Origin of the sequence: Enterocloster clostridioformis, assembly GCF_020297485.1 — a bacterium.
Lineage (GTDB): Bacteria > Bacillota > Clostridia > Lachnospirales > Lachnospiraceae > Enterocloster > Enterocloster clostridioformis.
Genome location: NZ_JAIWZC010000001.1, coordinates 2,854,920 through 2,879,241, shown reverse-complemented (window position 1 = coordinate 2,879,241; position 24,322 = coordinate 2,854,920). Strand labels below are relative to the sequence as shown.

Genomic DNA, 24,322 nt, shown 5'->3' with positions numbered 1-24,322 from the left:
TCCGGTCCGGGAAGGACTGGGGAGGAGGTCTGCAATGGAAAAGAAATATTGTACGGCTGTGGTCCTGGCAGCAGGGAAAGGCAGCCGCATGGGCGGGAAAACGGCAAAGCAGTACATGGAAATCGGCGGTAAGCCGCTGGTAGCCTATGCGCTGGAGGTGTTTGAAGCATCTCCTGTGATAGATGAAATCATACTCATGACAGATGCAGGACATATGGAATATGTGAGGACAGAGATCGTGGAGGCGTATGGACTGAAGAAGGTGAGCGCCATAGGAGCTGGGGGCGGCGAGAGGTACGAGAGCGTATGGAAGGCGCTCTGCACCCTGATGGACCGGGAAGAAGAGGAGAGGGAATCCGCGGGCAGGGACAGACAGGATGGATACGTGTTTATCCATGACGGGGCCCGCCCCTTTGTTACCGGCGAAATCATTGAGCGGGCATACAGGGCTGTGTGCAGTTATAATGCCTGCGTGGTGGGTATGCCTGTCAAGGATACCATCAAGCTGGTGAACCAGGAGGGGATGATTGAGTCCAGCCCGGACCGCAGCATGGTGTGGCAGGCACAGACGCCTCAGGTATTTTCCGTGCCCCTGATTGTGGAGGCGTTTGCCCGCCAGATGAAGGCGGACTGCACCGGCATAACCGATGACGCCATGGTGGTGGAGGCGCAGATGGGGGTGAAGGCGCATATGGTAATGGGTAGTTATGCCAATATTAAGATTACGACGCCTGAGGACCTTTTTATGGCTGAAGTGCTAAGAAATTCCGTTGTGTAGCTGTGAATATCCGGTTTAGGGGATACAGGATGAAATATAGTCTTGTATCTCCTTTTTATATCATACCGATTTAAATGCATTTTCATGCAGTCTATATACAATTCACAAATAAATCCAATAAATTATATACAAAAATAAAACGATAAATAAGAATATACTATTTAATATTGACAAGCAAATTTAGGAATCCCAATGTGGAAAACATTACAATACCGGGAAACTTGGATACAAAGGATTGGGGCATTAAAGCCGCCCACTATATGGTGGATGAGCTTAAAGAGCGTGGTGCGATAGGTGATGAAATACAATATTAAGGCAGGGAGGCGTTCTGGAAAATGTCAGAAGATGTTAAAAAAATTGCAGAGGAACTTGTCATAGCCTGCAAAAGAGCATATACTAGTATAACTCGATTTAAATAAGCTTACAATTTAAGCATTGGTAGTAATCTGATTTCTTGGCTTACGTGTCCGTGCTTTGGGCGCACGTTTCCCTTGGTTTTCAGGATAATAATGTAAACTTATTAAAATCGAGTTATACTAGAGGTATACAAACTGGAAGCGGCGGCAATGTGAGTGCCAGAGTGCCTGGGAGAGATTTGATGATTGTGAAGGCAAGTGGCAGTCTTTTATCGACAGTACGCCGGAAGGTTTTGTAATCACGGATTTCGATGGAAATCTAGTAGAAGGGGAAGGAAAACCTACAAGAGAGGCTTTACTTCACGGCTTGCTATATAGAATTTGTCCCAAGGTGAATGCTGTTGTACATACACACTCACCGTATTCGATTGCATGGGCGTCCACGGGAAAGGCATTAAAGAGAACTACATGGCACGCCCGGCTCAAGATGAGCGCGGATTTACCAACGTTAGATGTCCCGGCGGCGATGGTAAAGAAAGAGTATTTCCCAATGGTGGAAGAAATATATAGAGAGAACTCAGATTTGCCCGGATTTTTACTTGTGGATCATGGCTTAGTGGCAGTCGGAAAAGATGCAATTAATGCAGAGCATACAGCAGAATTAATTGAAGAAACCGCGCAAGTGGCGATTTTAAAAGTGACCGTTTCGAAGCTTGGCTTGTAAATATTACTTAGGTGAGAGCTATATGAAATCTAATATGCGTATTACAATGAATGATCTGGACAGGGGAATGCTTCAACATAACAAGCTTCCGGACTTGGCCTTGGACAAGCTGATGGAATGGATTATGAGCGGTAAGCTGTCAATGGGAGACAAGCTGAATACCGAGGAATTGGCGTCTCAGCTGGGAGTAAGCAGGATGCCGATTCGGGAAGCTTTGGCCAATCTTGAAAAGAAAGGGCTTGCTGAGTCTGTTCCATATGCAGGGACAAGGCTTGTGACATTGACAAAGGATGATGTACGGCAGATATACATAGCGAGAACGGCATTGGAGCCGGTAGCCGCAAAGTATGCCTGTGAGAAGATTACAGATAAAGACATCCAGAACCTGAAAGAGATTCACGCAGAATATATTCGTATTGTCAGGCAGGATGAGCTTGATGCAATTGATGTGTATCAGCAGAATAGATTATATCATTTTTCAATCTATAAAATCAGCCAGCTGGACAGAATCTGTGCGATGATAGAATCGCTGTGGGATAATCTATCATTCTTTAAGTTGATCTACGGTCAGAAACTCTTGGAAAGCCGGGAATCCAGGGAAAGGATGATTGAGGAGCATCAGAGTTATTTGGATGCTTTGAAACATCGGGACAGCGAGCGAATCAGTCATTTATTAGCTCAGAATCTGAAGAAGAGAACGGAGAATATTCCTTATTCTTTGGATGTGTATTTTCATGAGAACGCGTAAATCGTGATATAAGTATATAGCAGAAACAGAGAGTGATAACAGAGCCTAGGTATCGAAACAGGATGCCTGGCTCTTTTGCTTTACCAGGCATATGGACGTTGTGGATTAAAGGAGAAAAGATGGATTCTTTACTTTATACATTATCGGAGACAGTGCACAAACAAAATTATGTAATAGCAACTTATTATACAAGGTTGCCGAGGGAAGTGGACATCCTGAAGAAGGCGGCAACCCTGGCAGTGGGGCAGACCATTGGAACATGGATTCCGATTCCTGGAATTACGGAGGAGATTCGCGAAAAGTATATGGGGAAGGTGGTGAACGTATTTGATGTGCCCTCACTGGAGTTGGCTACTCAGATTACCGAAGACCAGAGAGAATATCTGATTCAGATTGCCTATCCTTCTGTGAATTTTGGCACAGACCAGCCACTGCTGATTACGGCCCTTTTAGGTAATGATGCATCCACCTCAGCCCAGGCAAAACTTTTGGATATTGAGTTTTCCGAGGAGTTTGCCCGTAAATTCAGGGGACCACAGTATGGGATTAAAGGAATACAGAATTTTGCCGGAATAAATGACCGGCCGATTTTGCTGAATATGATAAAACCGTGTACAGGACTGACCCCAAAAGAAGGGGCAAGGATATTTTATGAGACTGCACTTGGCGGTGCGGACTTTATTAAAGATGATGAGCTATTCGGAAATCCTGTTTACAGCAAGCCGGAAGAACGCGTAAGAGCATATAGAGAAGCGGCCGAGGCAGCCTATGAAAAGACAGGGGAACGGGTGAAATATTTTGTTAACATAACCAGTGGTGCGGGTGAAATCATTGACAATGTAAAACGTGCAGAGGAAGCCGGTGCGGATGGACTTATGATTAATTTTGCGGCTATGGGATACAGTGTGCTTAAGTATGTGGCAGAGCATACGGCTCTCCCCATACTGGGCCATTCGGCGGGCACAGGAATGTGTTTTGAAGGAACCATGAATGGAATGGCATCGCCCCTTGCTGTAGGAAAGCTTGCGCGTCTTGCCGGAGCTGATATTGTAATGATTAATACACCTTATGGGGGGTATCCGCTTCTTCATCAAAAGTATATGCAGACAGTGGCCCAACTCACGCTTCCTTTCTATGATATTAAGACCTCCATGCCGTCCATAGGAGGGGGAGTTCATCCTGGGATGGTGGAAAAATATATCAGAGAAGTGGGAAAAGATGTGGTCCTGGCGGCGGGGGGAGCGGTTCAGGGGCATCCTTGTGGTGCGGCGGCAGGGGCTCGGGCTATGCGCCAGGCTATCGACATTGTGATGAGTGGACAAGCATTTGAAAAGGCGGCAGCGGAAAAGGATGAGTTACGTGTTGCTTTAACGCAATGGAATTACATAAAATCATAATTGGATATTATATATTTTATCCTCAGATGTTATACTATGTCCGAAAAAGGAGGTATCAATATGGTACGTGAAATTATGCTGTATACATCCAATGACTTAAGGGATTTTATGCATCTGGCATGTGCATCTCCTCTAGATATTGGAGTACATACAATGGATAATCAGATTGCTGATGGAAAATCCGTGTTAGGACTGATGGCTATAGATTATAAAAAACCAGTCAAGGTGGTTTCGGAGGATAGAAAATTTCTGAAACAGTTAGATCGTTGGGTTGTGGATAAGGATATATAGAAGTATTCCAGGAATTGATATGTCCAAATAAATGGTAATGCAGGCTGGGACTTCCTGATTTATGAAATCTCAGCCCGCGAAAAAAATGCTGCGGAAAAAAGTCAAAAAAAGTGTTGACATCTGTCGAATCACATGATAAACTAATCGAGTTGTCGCTGAAAACGCCAACGAAACACAAAATTCAGAAATAAGAATTTTGAAAAAATAAAAAAATACTTGACAAAACGTCGAAACTTCTGTAAAATGGAAAAGCGCGTTCGGAGAGGTATCGAAGTGGTCATAACGAGGCGGTCTTGAAAACCGTTTGTCCGCAAGGGCGCGTGGGTTCGAATCCCACCCTCTCCGCTGCAGACGAGTTTTAATGATTTGCCTGCGAATATAAATTGAATATGAATCAAGATTCAACCAAGCAGAAGTACCCAAGAGGTTGAAGGGGCTCCCCTGGAAAGGGAGTAGGTCGTTAGTAGCGGCGCGAGGGTTCAAATCCCTCCTTCTGCGGTCGGAAGCATTGCTTCCATCGTACCTTTAAAATTGAAGACTGAATAATACACAAACCCTGAAAATTCTAAAAACAAAAGGTCTGGTTTAGGCCTTTGAATTTGAGAAAATTCAGAACAAAACCAAGTAATGAAGGTTAAAGATAACTAGCCAAGCTAAGTAGTCTGAAAACCTTGAATCAACTTTTGAACATGAGAGTTTGATCCTGGCTCAGGATGAACGCTGGCGGCGTGCCTAACACATGCAAGTCGAACGAAGCAATTAAGATGAAGTTTTCGGATGGAATCTTGATTGACTGAGTGGCGGACGGGTGAGTAACGCGTGGATAACCTGCCTCACACTGGGGGATAACAGTTAGAAATGACTGCTAATACCGCATAAGCGCACAGTGCCGCATGGCAGTGTGTGAAAAACTCCGGTGGTGTGAGATGGATCCGCGTCTGATTAGCCAGTTGGCGGGGTAACGGCCCACCAAAGCGACGATCAGTAGCCGACCTGAGAGGGTGACCGGCCACATTGGGACTGAGACACGGCCCAAACTCCTACGGGAGGCAGCAGTGGGGAATATTGCACAATGGGCGAAAGCCTGATGCAGCGACGCCGCGTGAGTGAAGAAGTATTTCGGTATGTAAAGCTCTATCAGCAGGGAAGAAAATGACGGTACCTGACTAAGAAGCCCCGGCTAACTACGTGCCAGCAGCCGCGGTAATACGTAGGGGGCAAGCGTTATCCGGATTTACTGGGTGTAAAGGGAGCGTAGACGGCGAAGCAAGTCTGAAGTGAAAACCCAGGGCTCAACCCTGGGACTGCTTTGGAAACTGTTTTGCTAGAGTGTCGGAGAGGTAAGTGGAATTCCTAGTGTAGCGGTGAAATGCGTAGATATTAGGAGGAACACCAGTGGCGAAGGCGGCTTACTGGACGATAACTGACGTTGAGGCTCGAAAGCGTGGGGAGCAAACAGGATTAGATACCCTGGTAGTCCACGCCGTAAACGATGAATGCTAGGTGTTGGGGGGCAAAGCCCTTCGGTGCCGCCGCAAACGCAGTAAGCATTCCACCTGGGGAGTACGTTCGCAAGAATGAAACTCAAAGGAATTGACGGGGACCCGCACAAGCGGTGGAGCATGTGGTTTAATTCGAAGCAACGCGAAGAACCTTACCAAGTCTTGACATCCCCCTGACGGGCCGGTAACGCGGCCTTTCCTTCGGGACAGGGGAGACAGGTGGTGCATGGTTGTCGTCAGCTCGTGTCGTGAGATGTTGGGTTAAGTCCCGCAACGAGCGCAACCCTTATCCTTAGTAGCCAGCAGGTAGAGCCGGGCACTCTAGGGAGACTGCCAGGGATAACCTGGAGGAAGGTGGGGATGACGTCAAATCATCATGCCCCTTATGATTTGGGCTACACACGTGCTACAATGGCGTAAACAAAGGGAAGCGAGACAGTGATGTGGAGCAAATCCCAAAAATAACGTCCCAGTTCGGACTGTAGTCTGCAACCCGACTACACGAAGCTGGAATCGCTAGTAATCGCGAATCAGAATGTCGCGGTGAATACGTTCCCGGGTCTTGTACACACCGCCCGTCACACCATGGGAGTCAGCAACGCCCGAAGTCAGTGACCCAACCGAAAGGAGGGAGCTGCCGAAGGCGGGGCAGGTAACTGGGGTGAAGTCGTAACAAGGTAGCCGTATCGGAAGGTGCGGCTGGATCACCTCCTTTCTAAGGAAGAAGAAGTAGGGGTTTATGTATTATTGAGTCCTTGATTCAAGGTGCTTAAAATTTTCCGGTGGCGATGCGCTTAGGGGAAACACCCGTACCCATCCCGAACACGATGGTTAAGACCTAAGCGGCCGATGGTACTATGCTGGAGACGGCATGGGAGAGCAGGTGGCTGCCGGATTTTAAAAGAAGTTTTGCAGTGAACAGTGGCTTCGCTATCACTGAGAACATATACAGCAAGGTAATGATGTGACAGCTTGGCTTTTGCAGAATTAACCGGGGCTTATAGCTCAGCCGGTTAGAGCGCACGCCTGATAAGCGTGAGGTCGGTGGTTCGAGTCCACTTAAGCCCATGTAGTAAACTGAATAAGAGATTGCCTTATAAGGGTAGCCCTGTATGATTATCATATCGTTCTTCTGGAAGAATGGCTGTTGCAAAGACAGAAGGGTCAGGAGTTCGAATCTCTCCATCTCCATTTGCTGAAGTGACTGTGAGGAAGAAGGCTGGTCCTGAAACCTTGAAAGTGACGGAAGCATGCCATACGTGTCACGTATGCACCTCAAGAACTTCGTTCTTTCGGTCGCGTGCAGGCACGCTGCAAAACCGAATATTCAGACTTGTTTATGGAAGCAAGCTTCCAACACAAGTCCAAACATTCGATTCTGCATACGTACCTTGAAAACCGCATATTGAATAAAAATGAATTGAATATTCAAAATCAGAATATCAAGACATCCGAGGCCATACAAGAGATTGTATGGAAGAAACAAACTTGTAAATGCGAAAGCGTTTATAAACAAACCTAGAACCAAAGCGTCCAACGCTATGGACGTGAGAGGAACCGCGGCAACCCGCCGCGGGGAATCATTTTGGTTAAGCTATAAAGAGCGCAGGGTGGATGCCTTGGCACTAAGAGCCGATGAAAGACGTGATAAGCTGCGAAAAGCTTCGGGGAGGAGCAAATATCCTTTGATCCGGAGATATCTGAATGGGGAAACCCGGCTGAGCAAACCTCAGTCACTGCATGGTGAATCCATAGCCATGCAGGGGGAACCCGGTGAACTGAAACATCTAAGTAGCCGGAGGAAGAGAAAGAAACATCGATTCCCAAAGTAGCGGCGAGCGAAATGGGAAGAGCCCAAACCAGCGTGCGTGCATGCTGGGGTTAAGGACTGCGTACGTGAACCGAATTGTTAGTGGAACTGTCTGGGAAGTCAGGCCGGAGAGGGTGAAAGCCCCGTACACGAAAGCAATAGGAAGCAGCAGGATCCAGAGTACCACGAGACACGAGAAACCTTGTGGGAAGTAGGAGGGACCACCCTCCAAGGCTAAATACTCCTTAGTGACCGATAGCGCATAGTACTGTGAAGGAAAGGTGAAAAGGACCCCGGGAGGGGAGTGAAAAAGAACCTGAAACCCTGTGTTTACAAGCTGTGGAAGCACGTTAAGGTGCGACCGCGTACTTTTTGTAGAACGGTCCGGCGAGTTGCCGGTACTGGCAAGGTTAAGAGCTTAAGGCTCGGAGCCGAAGGGAAACCAAGTCTCAAATGGGCGTCAAGTCAGTACAGGCAGACCCGAAACCGGGTGACCTATCCATGTCCAGGTTGAAGCGGAAGTAAAATTCCGTGGAGGACCGGATCCACATCCGTTGAAAAGGGTGGGAATGAGGTGTGGATAGGGGAGAAATTCCAATCGAACCCGGAGATAGCTGGTTCTCCTCGAAATAGCTTTAGGGCTAGCCTCATATTAGTTTAGCGGAGGTAGAGCACTGAATTCCTAAGGGGGCGTCAAAGCTTACCAAGGGATATCAAACTCCGAATGCCGCGTAAATGATGTATGGGAGTCAGACTGCACGAGATAAGTTGGGCAGTCAAAAGGGAAAGAGCCCAGACCTACAGCTAAGGTCCCAAAGTGTGTGTTAAGTGGAAAAGGATGTGGGATTTCAAAGACAACTAGGATGTTGGCTCAGAAGCAGCCACACATTCAAAGAGTGCGTAATAGCTCACTAGTCGAGAGGTCCTGCGCCGAAAATGTCCGGGGCTGAAACACAACACCGAAGCTTAGGAATGTCGTAAGACATTGGTAGAGGAGCATTCTCAGGACGGAGAAGCGGTACCGGTAAGGAGCCGTGGAGTGCTGAGAAGAGAGAATGCCGGAATGAGTAGCGAGATGGAGGTGGGAATCCTCCAGGCCGAATATCCAAGGTTTCCAGAGTAAAGCTGATCTGCTCTGGGTAAGTCGGGGCCTAAGGCGAGGCTGAGAGGCGTAGCCGATGGACAACAGGTTGAAATTCCTGTACCGTGTATCATCAGAACTGTGGGGACACAGAAGGACAGCACATCCCGGGAATGGGAATACCGGGGCAAGCGTGGTAGGAGTACGGCTGGAAAAACCGCCGTGCAATCCGAATACGTGACGCGGAGCGAACAAAAGTAGCGAAGTGTGTGATTCCGGCTGTCAAGAAAAGCCGCTATCGTGTGATACATGCCCGTACCGTAAACCGACACAGGTAGATGAGGAGAGAATCCTAAGGCCGGCGGGAGAAGCATTGTTAAGGAACTCGGCAAAATGACCCCGTAACTTCGGGAGAAGGGGTGCCGCAGAGATGTGGCCGCAGAGAATAGGCTCAAGCAACTGTTTAGCAAAAACACAGGTCTATGCAAAACCGTAAGGTGAGGTATATGGGCTGACGCCTGCCCGGTGCTGGAAGGTTAAGAGGAGAGGTCAGCGCAAGCGAAGCTTTGAATTTAAGCCCCAGTAAACGGCGGCCGTAACTATAACGGTCCTAAGGTAGCGAAATTCCTTGTCGGGTAAGTTCCGACCCGCACGAAAGGCGTAATGATTTGAGCGCTGTCTCAACAATGCACCCGGTGAAATTGAAATACCAGTGAAGATGCTGGTTACCTGCGCCAGGACGGAAAGACCCCATGGAGCTTTACTCCAGTTTGATACTGGGATTCGGTATTGCATGTACAGGATAGGTGGGAGGCTGAGAAGCATGGACGCCAGTCTGTGTGGAGCCAATGTTGGGATACCACCCTTGCGATATTGGGTTTCTAACCTGCGCCCGTGAGCCGGGCGGGGGACAATGTCAGGCGGGGAGTTTGACTGGGGCGGTCGCCTCCGAAAGGGTATCGGAGGCGCTCAAAGGTTCCCTCAGGATGGTTGGAAACCATCCAGAGAGTGCAAAGGCATAAGGGAGCTTGACTGCGAGACCGACGGGTCGGGCAGGTACGAAAGTAGGACTTAGTGATCCGGTGGTATGAAAGTGGGATTGCCATCGCTCAACGGATAAAAGCTACCCTGGGGATAACAGGCTTATCACTCCCAAGAGTTCACATCGACGGAGTGGTTTGGCACCTCGATGTCGGCTCATCGCATCCTGGGGCTGTAGCAGGTCCCAAGGGTTGGGCTGTTCGCCCATTAAAGCGGTACGCGAGCTGGGTTCAGAACGTCGTGAGACAGTTCGGTCCCTATCCGGCGCGGGCGCAGGATATCTGAGAGGAGCTGTCCTTAGTACGAGAGGACCGGGATGGACAGACCGCTGGTGTATCTGTTGGCCTACCAAGGCCATGGCAGGGTAGCCAAGTCTGGACGGGATAAACGCTGAAGGCATCTAAGCGTGAAGCCCCCCTCAAGATGAGATATCCCATCGCGAAAGCGAGTAAGACCCCTTGAAGACGACGAGGTAGATAGGTTAGAGGTGGAAGTGCAGTAATGTACGTAGCTGACTAATACTAATCGGTCGAGGGCTTATCCAAAAAGGTTAAGGGAAAAAGTTGGTTTGTGAAGCAATCGGAATTCAATATGCGGTTTTGAGGGTACGTAAAAGTACTTGAAATTTTATATCATCTGTGATATATTTATGTACACGGTGATGACGGGGTGTGGCTCAGCTTGGCTAGAGCGCCTGGTTTGGGACCAGGAGGTCGCAGGTTCGAATCCTGTCACCCCGACTTTAAAAATAAAATAATAACATTTACGCGCGAGTGGCTCAGGGGTGGAGCACCACCTTGCCAAGGTGGGGGCCGCGGGTTCGAATCCCGTCTCGCGCTTTTTTGTTGTTTAACCGGAGCTTTGTATTTATTTTTTTACAAGGTGCTCCGGTTTTTTTGTTTTTGTATTTACCATCTTAAAGTATGATTTTAGTTCATTCTAGTATAACTCGATTTAAATAAGCTTACAATTTAAGCATTGGTAGTAATCTGATTTCTTGGCTTACGTGTCCGTGCTTTGGGCGCACGTTTCCCTTGGTTTTCAGGATAATAATGTAAACTTATTAAAATCGAGTTATACTAGGTTCTTGTCCCTGGAAAAGAGAAGTATATTGGAAGTATAAGACTAAGGGAGGGAAGCTGATATGAGAGTAACTGAAATGAGAGTAACTGAAATGAGAGTAACTAATAAGAGAGCAGCTGATAGGAAAAGGTGCTGGAAGATGGTAATTGCGGTGTTATTTGCCACTGCGGCTGTGAGCATGAGTGCGTTGGCAGGCCAGTGGAGGCAGGATGATACCGGCTGGTGGTACCAGAATGAGAATGGCACGTATTTAAAAAGCGAATGGTCCTGGATAGATGGAAAATGTTACTATTTTAATGAGGACGGTTACTGCCTCCAGAGCGTTCAGACACCGGATGGATACAGCGTTGACGCACAGGGGGCATGGATTGAGGGCGGCGTGGTACAGACTCAGGAACAGATTCGGGTGCAGGAACAGAGCCAGGACAGCAGCGCAATAAAGCAGATTGACAATGTGGTTGTCACTGTTCCCGGTGGGTTTGTATTTCATTCCTCTGATGAGAGGGGAATCTATATGACCAGTGTGGACGGCAGCAGCCTTATCTGTATCATGTCGGAATCACTGGCGGACTTTGGAGGATATGCAGAACTGGTATATACATACCAGGAAAGAGTACTGGATACAGCTGTGGAAGCGGAGTTGGGGGCACCCCAGTCCAAGAAAGCCAGTCATCTTGCCAGCGGCTCTTGGTACTGTTATCACTATATGGATGCATCTTCCCTGGGCATACCGGGATTTTTGAAGGTTTATGCCAGAATCAGTGGAGGCAGAGTGCAGATGGTCATATTCGGCGGCGTTATTTCGCCCCTGGATACGGATGGAATAATGAACAGCTTGGCCTTTTTGTGACAGGCGGTCTTGACAGAAGGAAGAGATTACTGTATAATGCAAGTGTAAACTTGCTTTTGCGGGAGGGTGATATGGACCAGACAGGACAGAATATTATAGATGCAGCTATGGAATTGGTAGTGGAGAGAGGATATACAGCTACCACTACAAAGGATATTGCCAAACGTGCCGGAGTGAACGAGTGTACCATCTTTAGAAAATTTAAGGGAAAGAAGGAAATTGTGCTTCAGGCCATGGAACAGAAAAGATGGCATCCGGATTTGGAACCGGAAGACTTTAAGAATGAGACGGGGAATCTGACAGAGGATCTATGCCAATTTGCCCGCATTTACATGAAAAAGGTCACGCCGGAGTTTGTCAAGCTCTCTCTGGGACTGCGTACGCCGGAGCTGGCGGAAGATACAAGGGAAGGAATCTTAGCCATTCCTCTGGTCTTTAAAACCGGTGTTATGGAATATCTCAGAAAAATGTATGATAAGGGAAAGCTTATATCGGATGATTACGAGAACATGGCGATGATGTTTTTATCCTTAAATTTTGGATTTGTATTTTTTAAGGCCTCCTTTGGCGGCGGTTTGACTGAGATGGAGGCAGATGAGTATATTGTAAAAATGGTAGATGCATTTATCCATGGAGTGGCCAAGTAAACATAAAAATATATGGTACCATGCGGTGCCATTTATTTTTATCAGATATGCAAGTGTTCACTTGCAAAGAAGGGAGAAAAAGTGAGCTGCTACTTTATTATTTCTGTATCCCTGGAGCCAGGAAAAGACCGGGCAGATTATGACGATTACATAAAACTGGTCAGGCCTATAGTGGAGAAACACGGAGGGAGGTATGTGGTGAGAAGCGAAGGGATTGAATATATGGGGAAAGACTGGCGTCCGGACCGCTTTATTATGATATGGTTTCCGGACAGGGAGAGCATAGACCGGTGTTTTTCTTCAGAGGAATACAGAAGGATCATGAGTAAAAGGGAAAATACAGTGGATAGCCAGGCTGTCATTATCACGGCCGGTGAAATGTATGGGGATGACAGGGATAAAAGAGAGGGGAAAATGGGATGAAAATATATGACAGAGTTCATCAGCTGCTCATTCAGTTTAATGTTACACCTGAAATCGCGAGGTATGTATATGTGTATATTATAATGGGAAAGGAGGGCTGTTACCTGGTAGATACGGGAGTAAAAGGATGTGATAAAAAAATTGGGGAATATATACATAAATTTGGAAAAAACAGAGAAAATATAAATGCTGTACTGTTGACCCATTCCCATCCGGATCATATTGGAGCCCTAAAATCCATAAAGGAAAGGTATTCCTGCTGCGTATATGCCAGCAGGGGGGAGAGGGATTGGATTGAAGATATAGACCTGCAATATGAGAAGCGGCCCATACCTGGCTTTTATGGTCTGGTGGATGGTTCTGTTCCGGTGGACAATATCCTGTCAGACGGGGACCTGCTGTATCTGGAACCCGGAATTACCATTCAGGTAATAGGAGCACCCGGTCATTCCAGGGAATCACTGTGCTTTTATTACAGGGAGGAGAAAATCCTTTTTACCGGAGATGCCATTCCGGATCCGTCGGATGCTCTGATTTATGAAAACTCTCATGCCAGCGAAGCAACATTAAGGCGTCTGGAAGGACTGGAGGAGGTTGACCTGTATTGTCCTGCGTGGGATAAGGTCTACGACAGAAGGACAGGAATGCACATGATTCATGGCGGGCGTTCAAGAATCTCTAAAATCAGGGAGTGTACAGAGGCGTACAGGGGGCGAATGCAGAAAGAAAGTCCTCAAAAGCTATTTGAATCCATATGCGAGGAAAGCAGTATGGCTGAATATAAGAAGAATCCCATGTTTATGCGTTCTGTCATATCGGATTTAAGCCGGTTAAACCAGGAAAATCATAGGGATTGAGAGGGCCTGGATATGGAAAAACGCAAAAAATGAAAAAAGTTGAGAATATCTGTTGACATTTGCTGAAGCATCTGGTAAGATATCTCTTGCGCTGCGGTGAGTACCAAAAGCGCAAGAGAGTAAGAAAGAAAAAAATGAAAAAAGTTGTTGACAAACACAAGCGACTGTGATAGGATATAAAAGTTGCTGCTGAACAAGACGACAACAAAGAACCTTGATAATTGAAGATTAGACAGTATGTAAAACCCTGAAAATTCTAAAAACAAAAGGTCTGGTTTAGACCTTAGGATTTGAGAAAATTCAGAACAAAACCAAGTAATGAAGGTTAAAGATAACTAGCCAAGCTAAGTAGTCTGAAAACCTGGAATCAACTTTTGAACATGAGAGTTTGATCCTGGCTCAGGATGAACGCTGGCGGCGTGCCTAACACATGCAAGTCGAACGAAGCAATTAAGATGAAGTTTTCGGATGGAATCTTGATTGACTGAGTGGCGGACGGGTGAGTAACGCGTGGATAACCTGCCTCACACTGGGGGATAACAGTTAGAAATGACTGCTAATACCGCATAAGCGCACAGTGCCGCATGGCAGTGTGTGAAAAACTCCGGTGGTGTGAGATGGATCCGCGTCTGATTAGCCAGTTGGCGGGGTAACGGCCCACCAAAGCGACGATCAGTAGCCGACCTGAGAGGGTGACCGGCCACATTGGGACTGAGACACGGCCCAAACTCCTACGGGAGGCAGCAGTGGGGAATATTGCACAATGGGCGAAAGCCTGATGCAGCGACGCCGCGTGAGTGAAGAAGTATTTCGGTATGTAAAGCTCTATCAGCAGGGAAGAAAATGACGGTACCTGACTAAGAAGCCCCGGCTAACTACGTGCCAGCAGCCGCGGTAATACGTAGGGGGCAAGCGTTATCCGGATTTACTGGGTGTAAAGGGAGCGTAGACGGCGAAGCAAGTCTGAAGTGAAAACCCAGGGCTCAACCCTGGGACTGCTTTGGAAACTGTTTTGCTAGAGTGTCGGAGAGGTAAGTGGAATTCCTAGTGTAGCGGTGAAATGCGTAGATATTAGGAGGAACACCAGTGGCGAAGGCGGCTTACTGGACGATAACTGACGTTGAGGCTCGAAAGCGTGGGGAGCAAACAGGATTAGATACCCTGGTAGTCCACGCCGTAAACGATGAATGCTAGGTGTTGGGGGGCAAAGCCCTTCGGTGCCGCCGCAAACGCAGTAAGCATTCCACCTGGGGAGTACGTTCGCAAGAATGAAACTCAAAGGAATTGACGGGGACCCGCACAAGCGGTGGAGCATGTGGTTTAATTCGAAGCAACGCGAAGAACCTTACCAAGTCTTGACATCCCCCTGACGGGCCGGTAACGCGGCCTTTCCTTCGGGACAGGGGAGACAGGTGGTGCATGGTTGTCGTCAGCTCGTGTCGTGAGATGTTGGGTTAAGTCCCGCAACGAGCGCAACCCTTATCCTTAGTAGCCAGCAGGTAGAGCCGGGCACTCTAGGGAGACTGCCAGGGATAACCTGGAGGAAGGTGGGGATGACGTCAAATCATCATGCCCCTTATGATTTGGGCTACACACGTGCTACAATGGCGTAAACAAAGGGAAGCGAGACAGTGATGTGGAGCAAATCCCAAAAATAACGTCCCAGTTCGGACTGTAGTCTGCAACCCGACTACACGAAGCTGGAATCGCTAGTAATCGCGAATCAGAATGTCGCGGTGAATACGTTCCCGGGTCTTGTACACACCGCCCGTCACACCATGGGAGTCAGCAACGCCCGAAGTCAGTGACCCAACCGAAAGGAGGGAGCTGCCGAAGGCGGGGCAGGTAACTGGGGTGAAGTCGTAACAAGGTAGCCGTATCGGAAGGTGCGGCTGGATCACCTCCTTTCTAAGGAAGAAGAAGTAAGGGTTTTAGATACTGTCTAGTGTTCAATGAAAAGGACACAAAGAAATTCTGGTGCCGATGCGCTTAGGGGAAACACCCGTACCCATCCCGAACACGATGGTTAAGACTTAAGCGGCCGATGGTACTATGCTGGAGACGGCATGGGAGAGCAGGTGGGTGCCAGATTTCCATGGGGGTGTAGCTCAGTTGGGAGAGCACCTGCCTTGCAAGCAGGGGGTCAAGAGTTCGAATCTCTCCATCTCCATTTGCTGAAGTGACTGTGAGGAAGAAGGCTAAACCGGAAACCTCGGAAGTGACGGAAGCATGCCATACGTACCTTGAAAACCGCATATTGAATAAAAATGAATTGAATATTCAAAATCAGAATATCAAGACATCCGAGGCCATACAAGAGATTGTATGGAAGAAACAAACTTGTAAATGCGAAAGCGTTTATAAACAAACCTAGAACCAAAGCGTCCAACGCTATGGACGTGAGAGGAACCGCAGCAACCCGCCGCGGGGAATCATTTTGGTTAAGCTATAAAGAGCGCAGGGTGGATGCCTTGGCACTAAGAGCCGATGAAAGACGTGATAAGCTGCGAAAAGCTTCGGGGAGGAGCAAATATCCTTTGATCCGGAGATATCTGAATGGGGAAACCCGGCTGAGCAAACCTCAGTCACTGCATGGTGAATCCATAGCCATGCAGGGGGAACCCGGTGAACTGAAACATCTAAGTAGCCGGAGGAAGAGAAAGAAACATCGATTCCCAAAGTAGCGGCGAGCGAAATGGGAAGAGCCCAAACCAGCGTGCGTGCATGCTGGGGTTAAGGACTGCGTACGTGAACCGAATTGTTAGTGGAACTGTCTGGGAAGTCAGGCCGGAGAGGGTGAAAGCCCCGTACACGAAAGCAATAGGAAGCAGCAGGATCCAGAGTACCACGAGACACGAGAAACCTTGTGGGAAGTAGGAGGGACCACCCTCCAAGGCTAAATACTCCTTAGTGACCGATAGCGCATAGTACTGTGAAGGAAAGGTGAAAAGGACCCCGGGAGGGGAGTGAAAAAGAACCTGAAACCCTGTGTTTACAAGCTGTGGAAGCACGTTAAGGTGCGACCGCGTACTTTTTGTAGAACGGTCCGGCGAGTTGCCGGTACTGGCAAGGTTAAGAGCTTAAGGCTCGGAGCCGAAGGGAAACCAAGTCTCAAATGGGCGTCAAGTCAGTACAGGCAGACCCGAAACCGGGTGACCTATCCATGTCCAGGTTGAAGCGGAAGTAAAATTCCGTGGAGGACCGGATCCACATCCGTTGAAAAGGGTGGGAATGAGGTGTGGATAGGGGAGAAATTCCAATCGAACCCGGAGATAGCTGGTTCTCCTCGAAATAGCTTTAGGGCTAGCCTCATATTAGTTTAGCGGAGGTAGAGCACTGAATTCCTAAGGGGGCGTCAAAGCTTACCAAGGGATATCAAACTCCGAATGCCGCGTAAATGATGTATGGGAGTCAGACTGCACGAGATAAGTTGGGCAGTCAAAAGGGAAAGAGCCCAGACCTACAGCTAAGGTCCCAAAGTGTGTGTTAAGTGGAAAAGGATGTGGGATTTCAAAGACAACTAGGATGTTGGCTCAGAAGCAGCCACACATTCAAAGAGTGCGTAATAGCTCACTAGTCGAGAGGTCCTGCGCCGAAAATGTCCGGGGCTGAAACACAACACCGAAGCTTAGGAATGTCGTAAGACATTGGTAGAGGAGCATTCTCAGGACGGAGAAGCGGTACCGGTAAGGAGCCGTGGAGTGCTGAGAAGAGAGAATGCCGGAATGAGTAGCGAGATGGAGGTGGGAATCCTCCAGGCCGAATATCCAAGGTTTCCAGAGTAAAGCTGATCTGCTCTGGGTAAGTCGGGGCCTAAGGCGAGGCTGAGAGGCGTAGCCGATGGACAACAGGTTGAAATTCCTGTACCGTGTATCATCAGAACTGTGGGGACACAGAAGGACAGCACATCCCGGGAATGGGAATACCGGGGCAAGCGTGGTAGGAGTACGGCTGGAAAAACCGCCGTGCAATCCGAATACGTGACGCGGAGCGAACAAAAGTAGCGAAGTGTGTGATTCCGGCTGTCAAGAAAAGCCGCTATCGTGTGATACATGCCCGTACCGTAAACCGACACAGGTAGATGAGGAGAGAATCCTAAGGCCGGCGGGAGAAGCATTGTTAAGGAACTCGGCAAAATGACCCCGTAACTTCGGGAGAAGGGGTGCCGCAGAGATGTGGCCGCAGAGAATAGGCTCAAGCAACTGTTTAGCAAAAACACAGGTCTATGCAAAACCGTAAGGTGAGGTATATGGGCTGACGCCTGCCCGGTGCTGGAAGGTTAAGAGGAGAGGTCAGCGCAAGCGAAGCTTTGAATTTAAGCCCCAGTAAACGGCGGCCGTAACTATAACGGTCCTAAGGTAGCGAAATTCCTTGTCGGGTAAGTTCCGACCCGCACGAAAGGCGTAATGATTTGAGCGCTGTCTCAACAATGCACCCGGTGAAATTGAAATACCAGTGAAGATGCTGGTTACCTGCGCCAGGACGGAAAGACCCCATGGAGCTTTACTCCAGTTTGATACTGGGATTCGGTATTGCATGTACAGGATAGGTGGGAGGCTGAGAAGCATGGACGCCAGTCTGTGTGGAGCCAATGTTGGGATACCACCCTTGCGATATTGGGTTTCTAACCTGCGCCCGTGAGCCGGGCGGGGGACAATGTCAGGCGGGGAGTTTGACTGGGGCGGTCGCCTCCGAAAGGGTATCGGAGGCGCTCAAAGGTTCCCTCAGGATGGTTGGAAACCATCCAGAGAGTGCAAAGGCATAAGGGAGCTTGACTGCGAGACCGACGGGTCGGGCAGGTACGAAAGTAGGACTTAGTGATCCGGTGGTATGAAAGTGGGATTGCCATCGCTCAACGGATAAAAGCTACCCTGGGGATAACAGGCTTATCACTCCCAAGAGTTCACATCGACGGAGTGGTTTGGCACCTCGATGTCGGCTCATCGCATCCTGGGGCTGTAGCAGGTCCCAAGGGTTGGGCTGTTCGCCCATTAAAGCGGTACGCGAGCTGGGTTCAGAACGTCGTGAGACAGTTCGGTCCCTATCCGGCGCGGGCGCAGGATATCTGAGAGGAGCTGTCCTTAGTACGAGAGGACCGGGATGGACAGACCGCTGGTGTATCTGTTGGCCTACCAAGGCCATGGCAGGGTAGCCAAGTCTGGACGGGATAAACGCTGAAGGCATCTAAGCGTGAAGCCCCCCTCAAGATGAGATATCCCATCGCGAAAGCGAGTAAGACCCCTTGAAGACGACGAGGTAGATAGGTTAGAGGTGGAAGTGCAGTAATGTACGTAGCTGACTAATACTAATCGGTCGAGGGCTTATCCAAAAAGGTTAAGGGAAAAAGTTGGTTTGTGAAGCAATCGGAATTCAATATGCGGTTTTGAGGGTACGTAAAATGTTATAATTGTGCTTGAAATTTTGGCAAAGTTATTGTATAATGATTTGGTCATCGCAAAGTACAATAAGCGTATCATTATTCCTCGATAGCTCAGTCGGTAGAGCACGCGGCTGTTAACCGCGCTGTCGTAGGTTCAAGTCCTACTCGGGGAGTTTTAGTGGAAGTCCATGGCGACCACTACCTTATTCAGGCCCCATGGTCAAGCGGTTAAGACATCGCCCTTTCACGGCGGTAACACGAGTTCGAATCTCGTTGGGGTCATTTGACCAGTTTATGATATGCCGATGTGGCTCAATTGGCAGAGCAGCTGATTTGTAATCAGCAGGTTATCGGTTCGAGTCCGATCATCGGCTTTTACTGTACAACAGTAAACAATGTTAGAGATTATATAGTTCGGACCTTTAGCTCAGTTGGTTAGAGCAACCGGCTCATAACCGGTCGGTCCTGGGTTCGAGTCCCCGAAGGTCCACTCTTCCTAACTAAAGCAGAATGAGAACTATATCATCTAAATAATGGCCCGGTGGCTCAGCTGGTTAGAGCGCCGCCCTGTCACGGCGGAGGTCGACGGTTCGAACCCGTTCCGGGTCGTTTGCATTTTATAATGCGATACAACATATGCAATTTGGGGTCTTAGCTCAGCTGGGAGAGCATCTGCCTTACAAGCAGAGGGTCACAGGTTCGAGCCCTGTAGGCCCCATTTGTTTTATATCTGCATATGGCTGTGTCATGTAGCAATCTGCGGGTGTGGTGGAATAGGCAGACACAAGGGACTTAAAATCCCTCGGTAGCGATACCGTGCCGGTTCAAGTCCGGCCACCCGCATTTTTTATATTTGCGGCTGTGGTGGAATTGGCAGACACGATGGGTTTAGGTCCCATTGGGAAACCGTGCAGGTTCGAGTCCTGTTAGCCGCATACGTAAGAGTCCTGTATCTGCAGGGCTTTTTTTGTTTCCAATAAAAACACCATAGATGGGAAGCTGCCGGTAATGGTATATGAGCGCAGCAAACAGACCCGATGGTTACCGGGCCTGTATTCTCTTCTCCCTTATGATTTTGTAAAATCAGTCGTAATAGTGTTCTACAACATAATGCGAGAGCGCATCTATGAAGGCGCCGTTTCGGGGCTTCTGTTCCAACTCGAAGCCGAAGACCTGATTCAGAAGCTGCCGGTCTCCATGCAGCCATATGGTGCTGATAATGGTGCGTATATTGCGCTCCACACAGCCAATGGACGTATGATATTCCGCGGATATTTCCACGTAGAGTCCTTTGGAGATGTAGATAAGCAGCTCCGGATTGGCAATAGCGCGGATGACACCATATACTGTGTAGCGGAACCCCACGTAGGAGTTGTTGACTCCGAGGCGCCGGAGCAGGTTGCAGGTTTCTCTTTCGTATTTCATGATGATTCCTCCCGATATCGTTTGACTCCTGTAAAGTTAAACCGGGGATGGGGGGTTTATCAAGTTGGACAGGACGACAAAAAACGATAAATTATGTCGCTAAATGTCGAAGGATTGGCCGGGGAAATTCGCGTGTAAAATAGTAGGGGATAAAGGGAGGTATTGGATATAACTGAGTATAGCAAAAGTAAAGGGTTAAATCTATCTCTTCTGGCAGAGGCGGATCCGCGCGTATGACGGCATACGCGGGTACTGTGTCAAAAATAAGTTGAGACCGGAAGAAACTTAAGGTTAAAAAACGGCTCTGCATTCAGGAAAATAGAATGCGGGGCCGGTTTCATATTATCACTATTTTATTGCTCAGAAAATCATTCCAGTATTCGTATGGTCATGACATAGCTGCAGCTGTCCCCAGGACAGAGACGCTGTATGTGATGCCTATGTGAGAGCTGGTCGTCCTCATTCTCATAGATGCCGGAGCCGTTCCAGGGCTCTACGCAGAGGTAAGGGGCCGGTTCCGGGCACAAGGTCCAGAAGGCAACGGTTTCAAAGCCGGGGAATCCCGCCTCCACGCCGCGTCCGGTGGATGGATTGAGGATGGATACGGCCCGGGAATTCAGCCTGTCAAAGAATACAGCATCATGTTTAAACATTTCCCGGCTCAGGGACAGGATGCTGCCCTTTAGCGTGGTACCTGTCTTGGAGGGGGCAAAGTGGAGCTGGTCCAAATCATAGGGTATGCTGACAGTGTTTTCCTCCTTTTCAAATACCAGCTGGTAATCTTCAAAGGCATAGCCCTCCTCCATGGGACAGTTAAATCCCGGATGTGCGCCAATGGCGTACCACATGTCGCGCTGGTCCCTGTTTTCCACCTGGTATTTCATGAACAGCATGCCGTCCTTCAGCTCATATGCCAGGGAGAGGCGGAAGGCGTAGGGATATGCTTTGTGTGTGTCCGGCGTGTCACCCATGGAGAACACTGCCTTTGATGAGGTCTCCTGTGACACGTCAAAGTCCCTTTCACGGCAGAAGCCGTGTTTTTCGATGGCGTATATGCGGTCCTCCAGTATGGTCCTGTCATTCCGGCAGTTGCCCACCACGGGAAACAGGAGAGGGGAACACTTTTTCCAGTATTTTGGGTCGCGCTGCCAGATGTATTCACGGCCGGAAGCGTCCCTCAGGGAAATAAGCTGGGCGCCTGTGGAGTCAATGACAGCAGTTATCCTGGAATCCTTAATTGTAATCAGCATGGTTTATTCCTCTTTTCTTGATATTGTTTGTTCGTGTTCTGCGGCGGACGTTTTTTCGGAGCAGGGGGCGCAGCTTTCCCGGTTTGCCAGATAGAAGGGAAGGTTTATTTTGATGGGAAGCTTGTGGCCTTCCTCAATCCGGTCAATGAGGATTTTGGCTGTCATCTGTCCCATTTCTTCCACCGGTATGTGGATGGTGGTGAGCATGGGGGAGAGATACTGGGCCGTGTCTATGTCGTCGATGCTGATGACGGAAAGGTCGTCCGGAATCGCCAGACCGGCTTCCTTGATGGCCCTCATAGCGCCTATGGCCGTGTTGTCATTGCAGCAGAACACGGCGGACACATCCGTTTTGCGGGACAGAAGCTCCTTGGCCCCTTTATATCCTCCCTCGGAGGACAGGGGGACGTTGACGATATAGGATTTAGCCGGACGCAGATTGTGGGCGCTTAGGGCAGCGCAGTAGCCGGTGTACCTGTCCTCAAACTGTGTTTCCCCTATGAAGCCGATTCTTGTATGTCCCAGGCCGATGAGAGTATTCATGGCAGCCAGGCTGGCCTGATACCCGTCGCAGATTACCTGGTCGTACTTGGCCTCTAACAGGTTGAGACCTGTGTAGGCCACGCAGTTAAAATATTTCTTTAAAAAGCTTAGTGTCTGTTTGTCACACCGGCCCAGAACCACTACGCCGTCCACATGGTTATCCGTTATGAGACGGAATGTATTGGGGTGGTGTATGTCGATGGCGGTAAAGGAGTATTTTAATACGTAGTTGTGCTTGAAGGCTTCCTTTTCAATACTGCGGGCCAGCGTGGAGAAAAAAAGGTCTGAGTTGGAATCTTCGGCCCTGGCGTAAAGGCAGGCAATGGAGCGGGTGGGAGCGTCAACGGCTTTAGCCGCCCCTGTTTTCAGGCTGCGGGCCGTGGCGTTTGGGGTATAGCCGGTGCGCCGGACAATCTCCCAGATGCGGTCCTGGACCTCCTTGCTGGCAACATTGGTGCTGTTTTTGTTTATGACCCGGGAGACAGTGGAGATGGATACCCCTGCTTCCCGGGCGATTTCTTTTAATGTCATGTCTAGCCTCCTCTTCTGGGGCATTTCAAGCAAATGACTCATTTATTTGCTTTAAGTATACAAAAAATGAATATGGATTACTATAAAATAATACACAAACGTTTGCGTAAAAAATATCGGAGAAAATGGAGGGAAAGGGGGGATAATCAAAGTATATCAATGGTTTTTCAAGGGAGTTTGGTACGCAAACGTTTGGTTTGAATTGCCTTGCCTTGAAATGGTCATATTGCTATAATGACTTTGCAAGTTGGGTAATAAATAGTCAAAAATAAATAATGTATCGTGAATACATAATGTTTGAATGGTTTAAATGTTAACTATTTAACAGAAAGAAAGAAAAAAATATACAACTTTTATAAAGGGTAAAGGCGGCTGTTTATTACGCAAAACATGTAGCAAAAATGAGAGAACCATTTGGGGACAGGAGGTCAAACGTTATGAGAAAATCATTAGTAAAGACATTGGCAGTCACGATGGCAGCAGTTATGTGTGCCGGACTGGTATCAGGCTGCGGGGCAGGTTCGGATTCCAAGAAGGCGGATACACAGGCTCAGGCATCGGGAGCAGGTGACGGCAAAACAGCGGACAAGAGCTATGAGCTTACGGTGTCTGGCATTGGAGGCAGCCTTAATTATCTTCCTATCTACATAGCGGAGCAGGAAGGATGGTATAAGGAAAAGGGACTGGATATTGAGGAAGTGCTGTTCACCAACGGCCCGGTGCAGATGGAATCCCTTTCATCTGACGGATGGGATATCGGCTGTACCGGCGTGGGCGGCGTGTTCGCAGGTGTTCTGGGATACGATGCGCTGGTCCTTGGATCCGGCAATACGGATGACGGAACACAGTATGTATTTGCCAGGAATGATTCGGATATCGTGAAAGCCGGCCAGGGACATAACAACCTGAGTGATGAAATTTACGGGGACGCGGACAGCTGGAAGGGAAAATCCATCCTGTGCAACACGGGAAGCGTTACCCAGTATGTGCTGATTAAGGTACTGGAAGGCTTTGGACTTACGGTTGACGACGTGAACTTCATCGCCATGGACCCGGCAACGGCTTACAGCGCATTTCTGGCCGGCGAAGGCGACGTGTGCGTACTGACAGGATCTGGCGGCACCTTCAAGATGCTGGCCGAATCCGATAAGTATACGCCTGTGGCCAGCGGTCCCATGGCTGACTCCGGTCTGATGTGCAGCTTTGTGGCAAATAAGAACAGCTACGCGGATCCGGATAAATACGAGGCCATGAAGGTATTCATGGAGGTGTACTTTAAGACCATGGACTGGATGAAGGAGAACAAGGAAAAGGCCATTGACTACTGTGTGGACATGAATGATGAGAACGGAAGCTCCATGGACAGGGAGACAACCGCAAAATATCTGGAGGCCGATACATATTACACCCTTTATGAGGCATGCGGCATGCTGAATGACAAGGAAGAGGGTTCCGACAATACGGTTCTGGACCAGAGACTTCTGGACGTACTTGATTTCTTCATCAGCGTGGGCAACTACAAGGAAGGCGACCAGGAGAGATTCGTGGGACATACGGATGGAAAGCTGTTAAATGAGGTACTGACCGAAACCGCAAATTAAAAAG

The 24,322-nt window shown here is 48.7% G+C and carries 12 protein-coding genes, 14 tRNA genes, 6 rRNA genes and 2 pseudogenes; 31 read left to right on the top strand and 3 right to left on the bottom strand.

The window, feature by feature from the left end; all coding sequences use genetic code 11:
* Nucleotides 1–34: 34 nt before the first annotated feature.
* The 30 genes and pseudogenes from ispD to LA360_RS14395 all read left to right on the top strand — a co-directional run bounded on the left by ispD (nucleotide 35) and on the right by LA360_RS14395 (nucleotide 19,903).
* Nucleotides 35–778: a 2-C-methyl-D-erythritol 4-phosphate cytidylyltransferase gene (gene ispD, locus LA360_RS14535; protein ID WP_022202122.1), complete on the top strand. Its 744-nt coding sequence runs from the start codon at nucleotides 35–37 to the stop codon at nucleotides 776–778.
* 176 nt (nucleotides 779–954) lie between these two features.
* Nucleotides 955–1,092, top strand: a pseudogene (locus tag LA360_RS31395) (Tm-1-like ATP-binding domain-containing protein); the annotation flags it as partial.
* 155 nt (nucleotides 1,093–1,247) lie between these two features.
* Nucleotides 1,248–1,858 (top strand): annotated as a pseudogene (locus LA360_RS14530) (class II aldolase/adducin family protein).
* Nucleotides 1,859–1,880: 22 nt separating this feature from the next.
* Complete coding sequence (locus LA360_RS14525; RefSeq protein ID WP_112482115.1) at nucleotides 1,881–2,606, top strand: GntR family transcriptional regulator; 726 nt, start codon at nucleotides 1,881–1,883, stop codon at nucleotides 2,604–2,606.
* Between the two features lie 119 nt (nucleotides 2,607–2,725).
* Entirely contained in the window at nucleotides 2,726–4,003 is a 1,278-nt protein-coding gene (locus LA360_RS14520) for a RuBisCO large subunit C-terminal-like domain-containing protein (RefSeq protein ID WP_112482113.1), read from the top strand.
* Between the two features lie 60 nt (nucleotides 4,004–4,063).
* Nucleotides 4,064–4,294: a hypothetical protein gene (locus LA360_RS14515; protein WP_022202124.1), complete on the top strand. Its 231-nt coding sequence runs from the start codon at nucleotides 4,064–4,066 to the stop codon at nucleotides 4,292–4,294.
* A gap of 259 nt (nucleotides 4,295–4,553) precedes the next feature.
* Nucleotides 4,554–4,639 (top strand) — tRNA-Ser (locus tag LA360_RS14510).
* A gap of 64 nt (nucleotides 4,640–4,703) precedes the next feature.
* A tRNA-Ser gene (locus tag LA360_RS14505) sits at nucleotides 4,704–4,792 on the top strand.
* Between the two features lie 187 nt (nucleotides 4,793–4,979).
* Nucleotides 4,980–6,511 (top strand): 16S ribosomal RNA (locus LA360_RS14500).
* A 63-nt stretch (nucleotides 6,512–6,574) separates the two neighbouring features.
* A 5S ribosomal RNA gene (rrf, locus tag LA360_RS14495) occupies nucleotides 6,575–6,692 on the top strand.
* A gap of 98 nt (nucleotides 6,693–6,790) precedes the next feature.
* Nucleotides 6,791–6,864 (top strand) — tRNA-Ile (locus LA360_RS14490).
* A 519-nt stretch (nucleotides 6,865–7,383) separates the two neighbouring features.
* A 23S ribosomal RNA gene (locus tag LA360_RS14485) occupies nucleotides 7,384–10,273 on the top strand.
* The 16S, 23S and 5S rRNA genes sit together here with 5 tRNA genes alongside, the layout of an rRNA operon.
* A gap of 120 nt (nucleotides 10,274–10,393) precedes the next feature.
* Nucleotides 10,394–10,468: transfer RNA gene (locus LA360_RS14480), tRNA-Pro, on the top strand.
* Between the two features lie 27 nt (nucleotides 10,469–10,495).
* Nucleotides 10,496–10,567: transfer RNA gene (locus LA360_RS14475), tRNA-Gly, on the top strand.
* Nucleotides 10,568–10,887: 320 nt separating this feature from the next.
* Complete coding sequence (locus LA360_RS14470; protein WP_022203001.1) at nucleotides 10,888–11,661, top strand: hypothetical protein; 774 nt, start codon at nucleotides 10,888–10,890, stop codon at nucleotides 11,659–11,661.
* Nucleotides 11,662–11,732: 71 nt separating this feature from the next.
* On the top strand, nucleotides 11,733–12,308 hold the full coding sequence (locus tag LA360_RS14465; protein ID WP_022203002.1) for a TetR/AcrR family transcriptional regulator: 576 nt from the start codon (nucleotides 11,733–11,735) through the stop codon (nucleotides 12,306–12,308).
* A gap of 81 nt (nucleotides 12,309–12,389) precedes the next feature.
* Nucleotides 12,390–12,731, top strand: coding sequence for a DUF1330 domain-containing protein (locus LA360_RS14460; RefSeq protein ID WP_002586581.1), 342 nt, complete (start codon nucleotides 12,390–12,392; stop codon nucleotides 12,729–12,731).
* Nucleotides 12,728–13,588 carry an MBL fold metallo-hydrolase gene (locus LA360_RS14455; RefSeq protein ID WP_022203003.1) on the top strand — a complete coding sequence of 287 codons (861 nt, stop codon included), beginning with the start codon at nucleotides 12,728–12,730 and terminating at the stop codon, nucleotides 13,586–13,588. The genes LA360_RS14460 and LA360_RS14455 overlap by 4 nt, the downstream gene beginning before the upstream one ends.
* Before the next feature lie 376 nt (nucleotides 13,589–13,964).
* A 16S ribosomal RNA gene (locus tag LA360_RS14450) occupies nucleotides 13,965–15,496 on the top strand.
* A gap of 65 nt (nucleotides 15,497–15,561) precedes the next feature.
* Nucleotides 15,562–15,679: ribosomal RNA gene (gene rrf, locus LA360_RS14445) — 5S ribosomal RNA — on the top strand.
* Between the two features lie 6 nt (nucleotides 15,680–15,685).
* Nucleotides 15,686–15,758: transfer RNA gene (locus LA360_RS14440), tRNA-Ala, on the top strand.
* A gap of 269 nt (nucleotides 15,759–16,027) precedes the next feature.
* Nucleotides 16,028–18,917, top strand: a 23S ribosomal RNA gene (locus LA360_RS14435).
* A 151-nt stretch (nucleotides 18,918–19,068) separates the two neighbouring features.
* Nucleotides 19,069–19,141: transfer RNA gene (locus tag LA360_RS14430), tRNA-Asn, on the top strand.
* Between the two features lie 37 nt (nucleotides 19,142–19,178).
* A tRNA-Glu gene (locus LA360_RS14425) sits at nucleotides 19,179–19,250 on the top strand.
* A 19-nt stretch (nucleotides 19,251–19,269) separates the two neighbouring features.
* Nucleotides 19,270–19,342 (top strand) — tRNA-Thr (locus LA360_RS14420).
* Nucleotides 19,343–19,384: 42 nt separating this feature from the next.
* Nucleotides 19,385–19,458, top strand: a tRNA-Ile gene (locus tag LA360_RS14415).
* 45 nt (nucleotides 19,459–19,503) lie between these two features.
* Nucleotides 19,504–19,577: transfer RNA gene (locus tag LA360_RS14410), tRNA-Asp, on the top strand.
* Nucleotides 19,578–19,613: 36 nt separating this feature from the next.
* Nucleotides 19,614–19,686: transfer RNA gene (locus LA360_RS14405), tRNA-Val, on the top strand.
* Nucleotides 19,687–19,727: 41 nt separating this feature from the next.
* Nucleotides 19,728–19,811 (top strand) — tRNA-Leu (locus LA360_RS14400).
* Between the two features lie 12 nt (nucleotides 19,812–19,823).
* Nucleotides 19,824–19,903: transfer RNA gene (locus LA360_RS14395), tRNA-Leu, on the top strand.
* A gap of 148 nt (nucleotides 19,904–20,051) precedes the next feature.
* Here LA360_RS14395 and LA360_RS14390 read toward each other — a convergent pair.
* The 3 genes from LA360_RS14390 to LA360_RS14380 form a co-directional block, all read right to left on the bottom strand.
* Nucleotides 20,052–20,393 carry a sporulation initiation factor Spo0A C-terminal domain-containing protein gene (locus tag LA360_RS14390; RefSeq protein WP_022203509.1) on the bottom strand — a complete coding sequence of 114 codons (342 nt, stop codon included), beginning with the start codon at nucleotides 20,391–20,393 and terminating at the stop codon, nucleotides 20,052–20,054.
* Nucleotides 20,394–20,761: 368 nt separating this feature from the next.
* The gene (locus tag LA360_RS14385) at nucleotides 20,762–21,643 is read right to left on the bottom strand and encodes an aldose 1-epimerase family protein (protein WP_022203510.1); all 882 of its coding nucleotides are present in this window, start codon (nucleotides 21,641–21,643) and stop codon (nucleotides 20,762–20,764) included.
* A gap of 3 nt (nucleotides 21,644–21,646) precedes the next feature.
* Nucleotides 21,647–22,717: a LacI family DNA-binding transcriptional regulator gene (locus tag LA360_RS14380; protein ID WP_022203511.1), complete on the bottom strand. Its 1,071-nt coding sequence runs from the start codon at nucleotides 22,715–22,717 to the stop codon at nucleotides 21,647–21,649.
* Between the two features lie 437 nt (nucleotides 22,718–23,154).
* Between LA360_RS14380 and LA360_RS14375 the strand changes: the two genes are divergently transcribed.
* Nucleotides 23,155–24,318 (top strand): ABC transporter substrate-binding protein, encoded by a 1,164-nt coding sequence (locus LA360_RS14375; protein WP_022203512.1) that lies wholly within the window; start codon nucleotides 23,155–23,157, stop codon nucleotides 24,316–24,318.
* The last annotated feature ends 4 nt before the right edge of the window (nucleotides 24,319–24,322 follow it).

Excerpts from the sequence above, each read along its gene's own strand:
- ispD (WP_022202122.1), top strand. The coding sequence starts at position 35 with ATGGAAAAGAAATATTGTACGGCTGTGGTCCTGGCAGCAGGGAAAGGC.
- LA360_RS14525 (WP_112482115.1), top strand. The coding sequence starts at position 1,881 with ATGAAATCTAATATGCGTATTACAATGAATGATCTGGACAGGGGAATG.
- LA360_RS14520 (WP_112482113.1), top strand. The coding sequence starts at position 2,726 with ATGGATTCTTTACTTTATACATTATCGGAGACAGTGCACAAACAAAAT.
- LA360_RS14515 (WP_022202124.1), top strand. The coding sequence starts at position 4,064 with ATGGTACGTGAAATTATGCTGTATACATCCAATGACTTAAGGGATTTT.
- LA360_RS14470 (WP_022203001.1), top strand. The coding sequence starts at position 10,888 with ATGAGAGTAACTGAAATGAGAGTAACTAATAAGAGAGCAGCTGATAGG.
- LA360_RS14465 (WP_022203002.1), top strand. The coding sequence starts at position 11,733 with ATGGACCAGACAGGACAGAATATTATAGATGCAGCTATGGAATTGGTA.
- LA360_RS14455 (WP_022203003.1), top strand. The coding sequence starts at position 12,728 with ATGAAAATATATGACAGAGTTCATCAGCTGCTCATTCAGTTTAATGTT.
- LA360_RS14390 (WP_022203509.1), bottom strand. The coding sequence starts at position 20,393 with ATGAAATACGAAAGAGAAACCTGCAACCTGCTCCGGCGCCTCGGAGTC.
- LA360_RS14385 (WP_022203510.1), bottom strand. The coding sequence starts at position 21,643 with ATGCTGATTACAATTAAGGATTCCAGGATAACTGCTGTCATTGACTCC.
- LA360_RS14380 (WP_022203511.1), bottom strand. The coding sequence starts at position 22,717 with ATGACATTAAAAGAAATCGCCCGGGAAGCAGGGGTATCCATCTCCACT.
- LA360_RS14375 (WP_022203512.1), top strand. The coding sequence starts at position 23,155 with ATGAGAAAATCATTAGTAAAGACATTGGCAGTCACGATGGCAGCAGTT.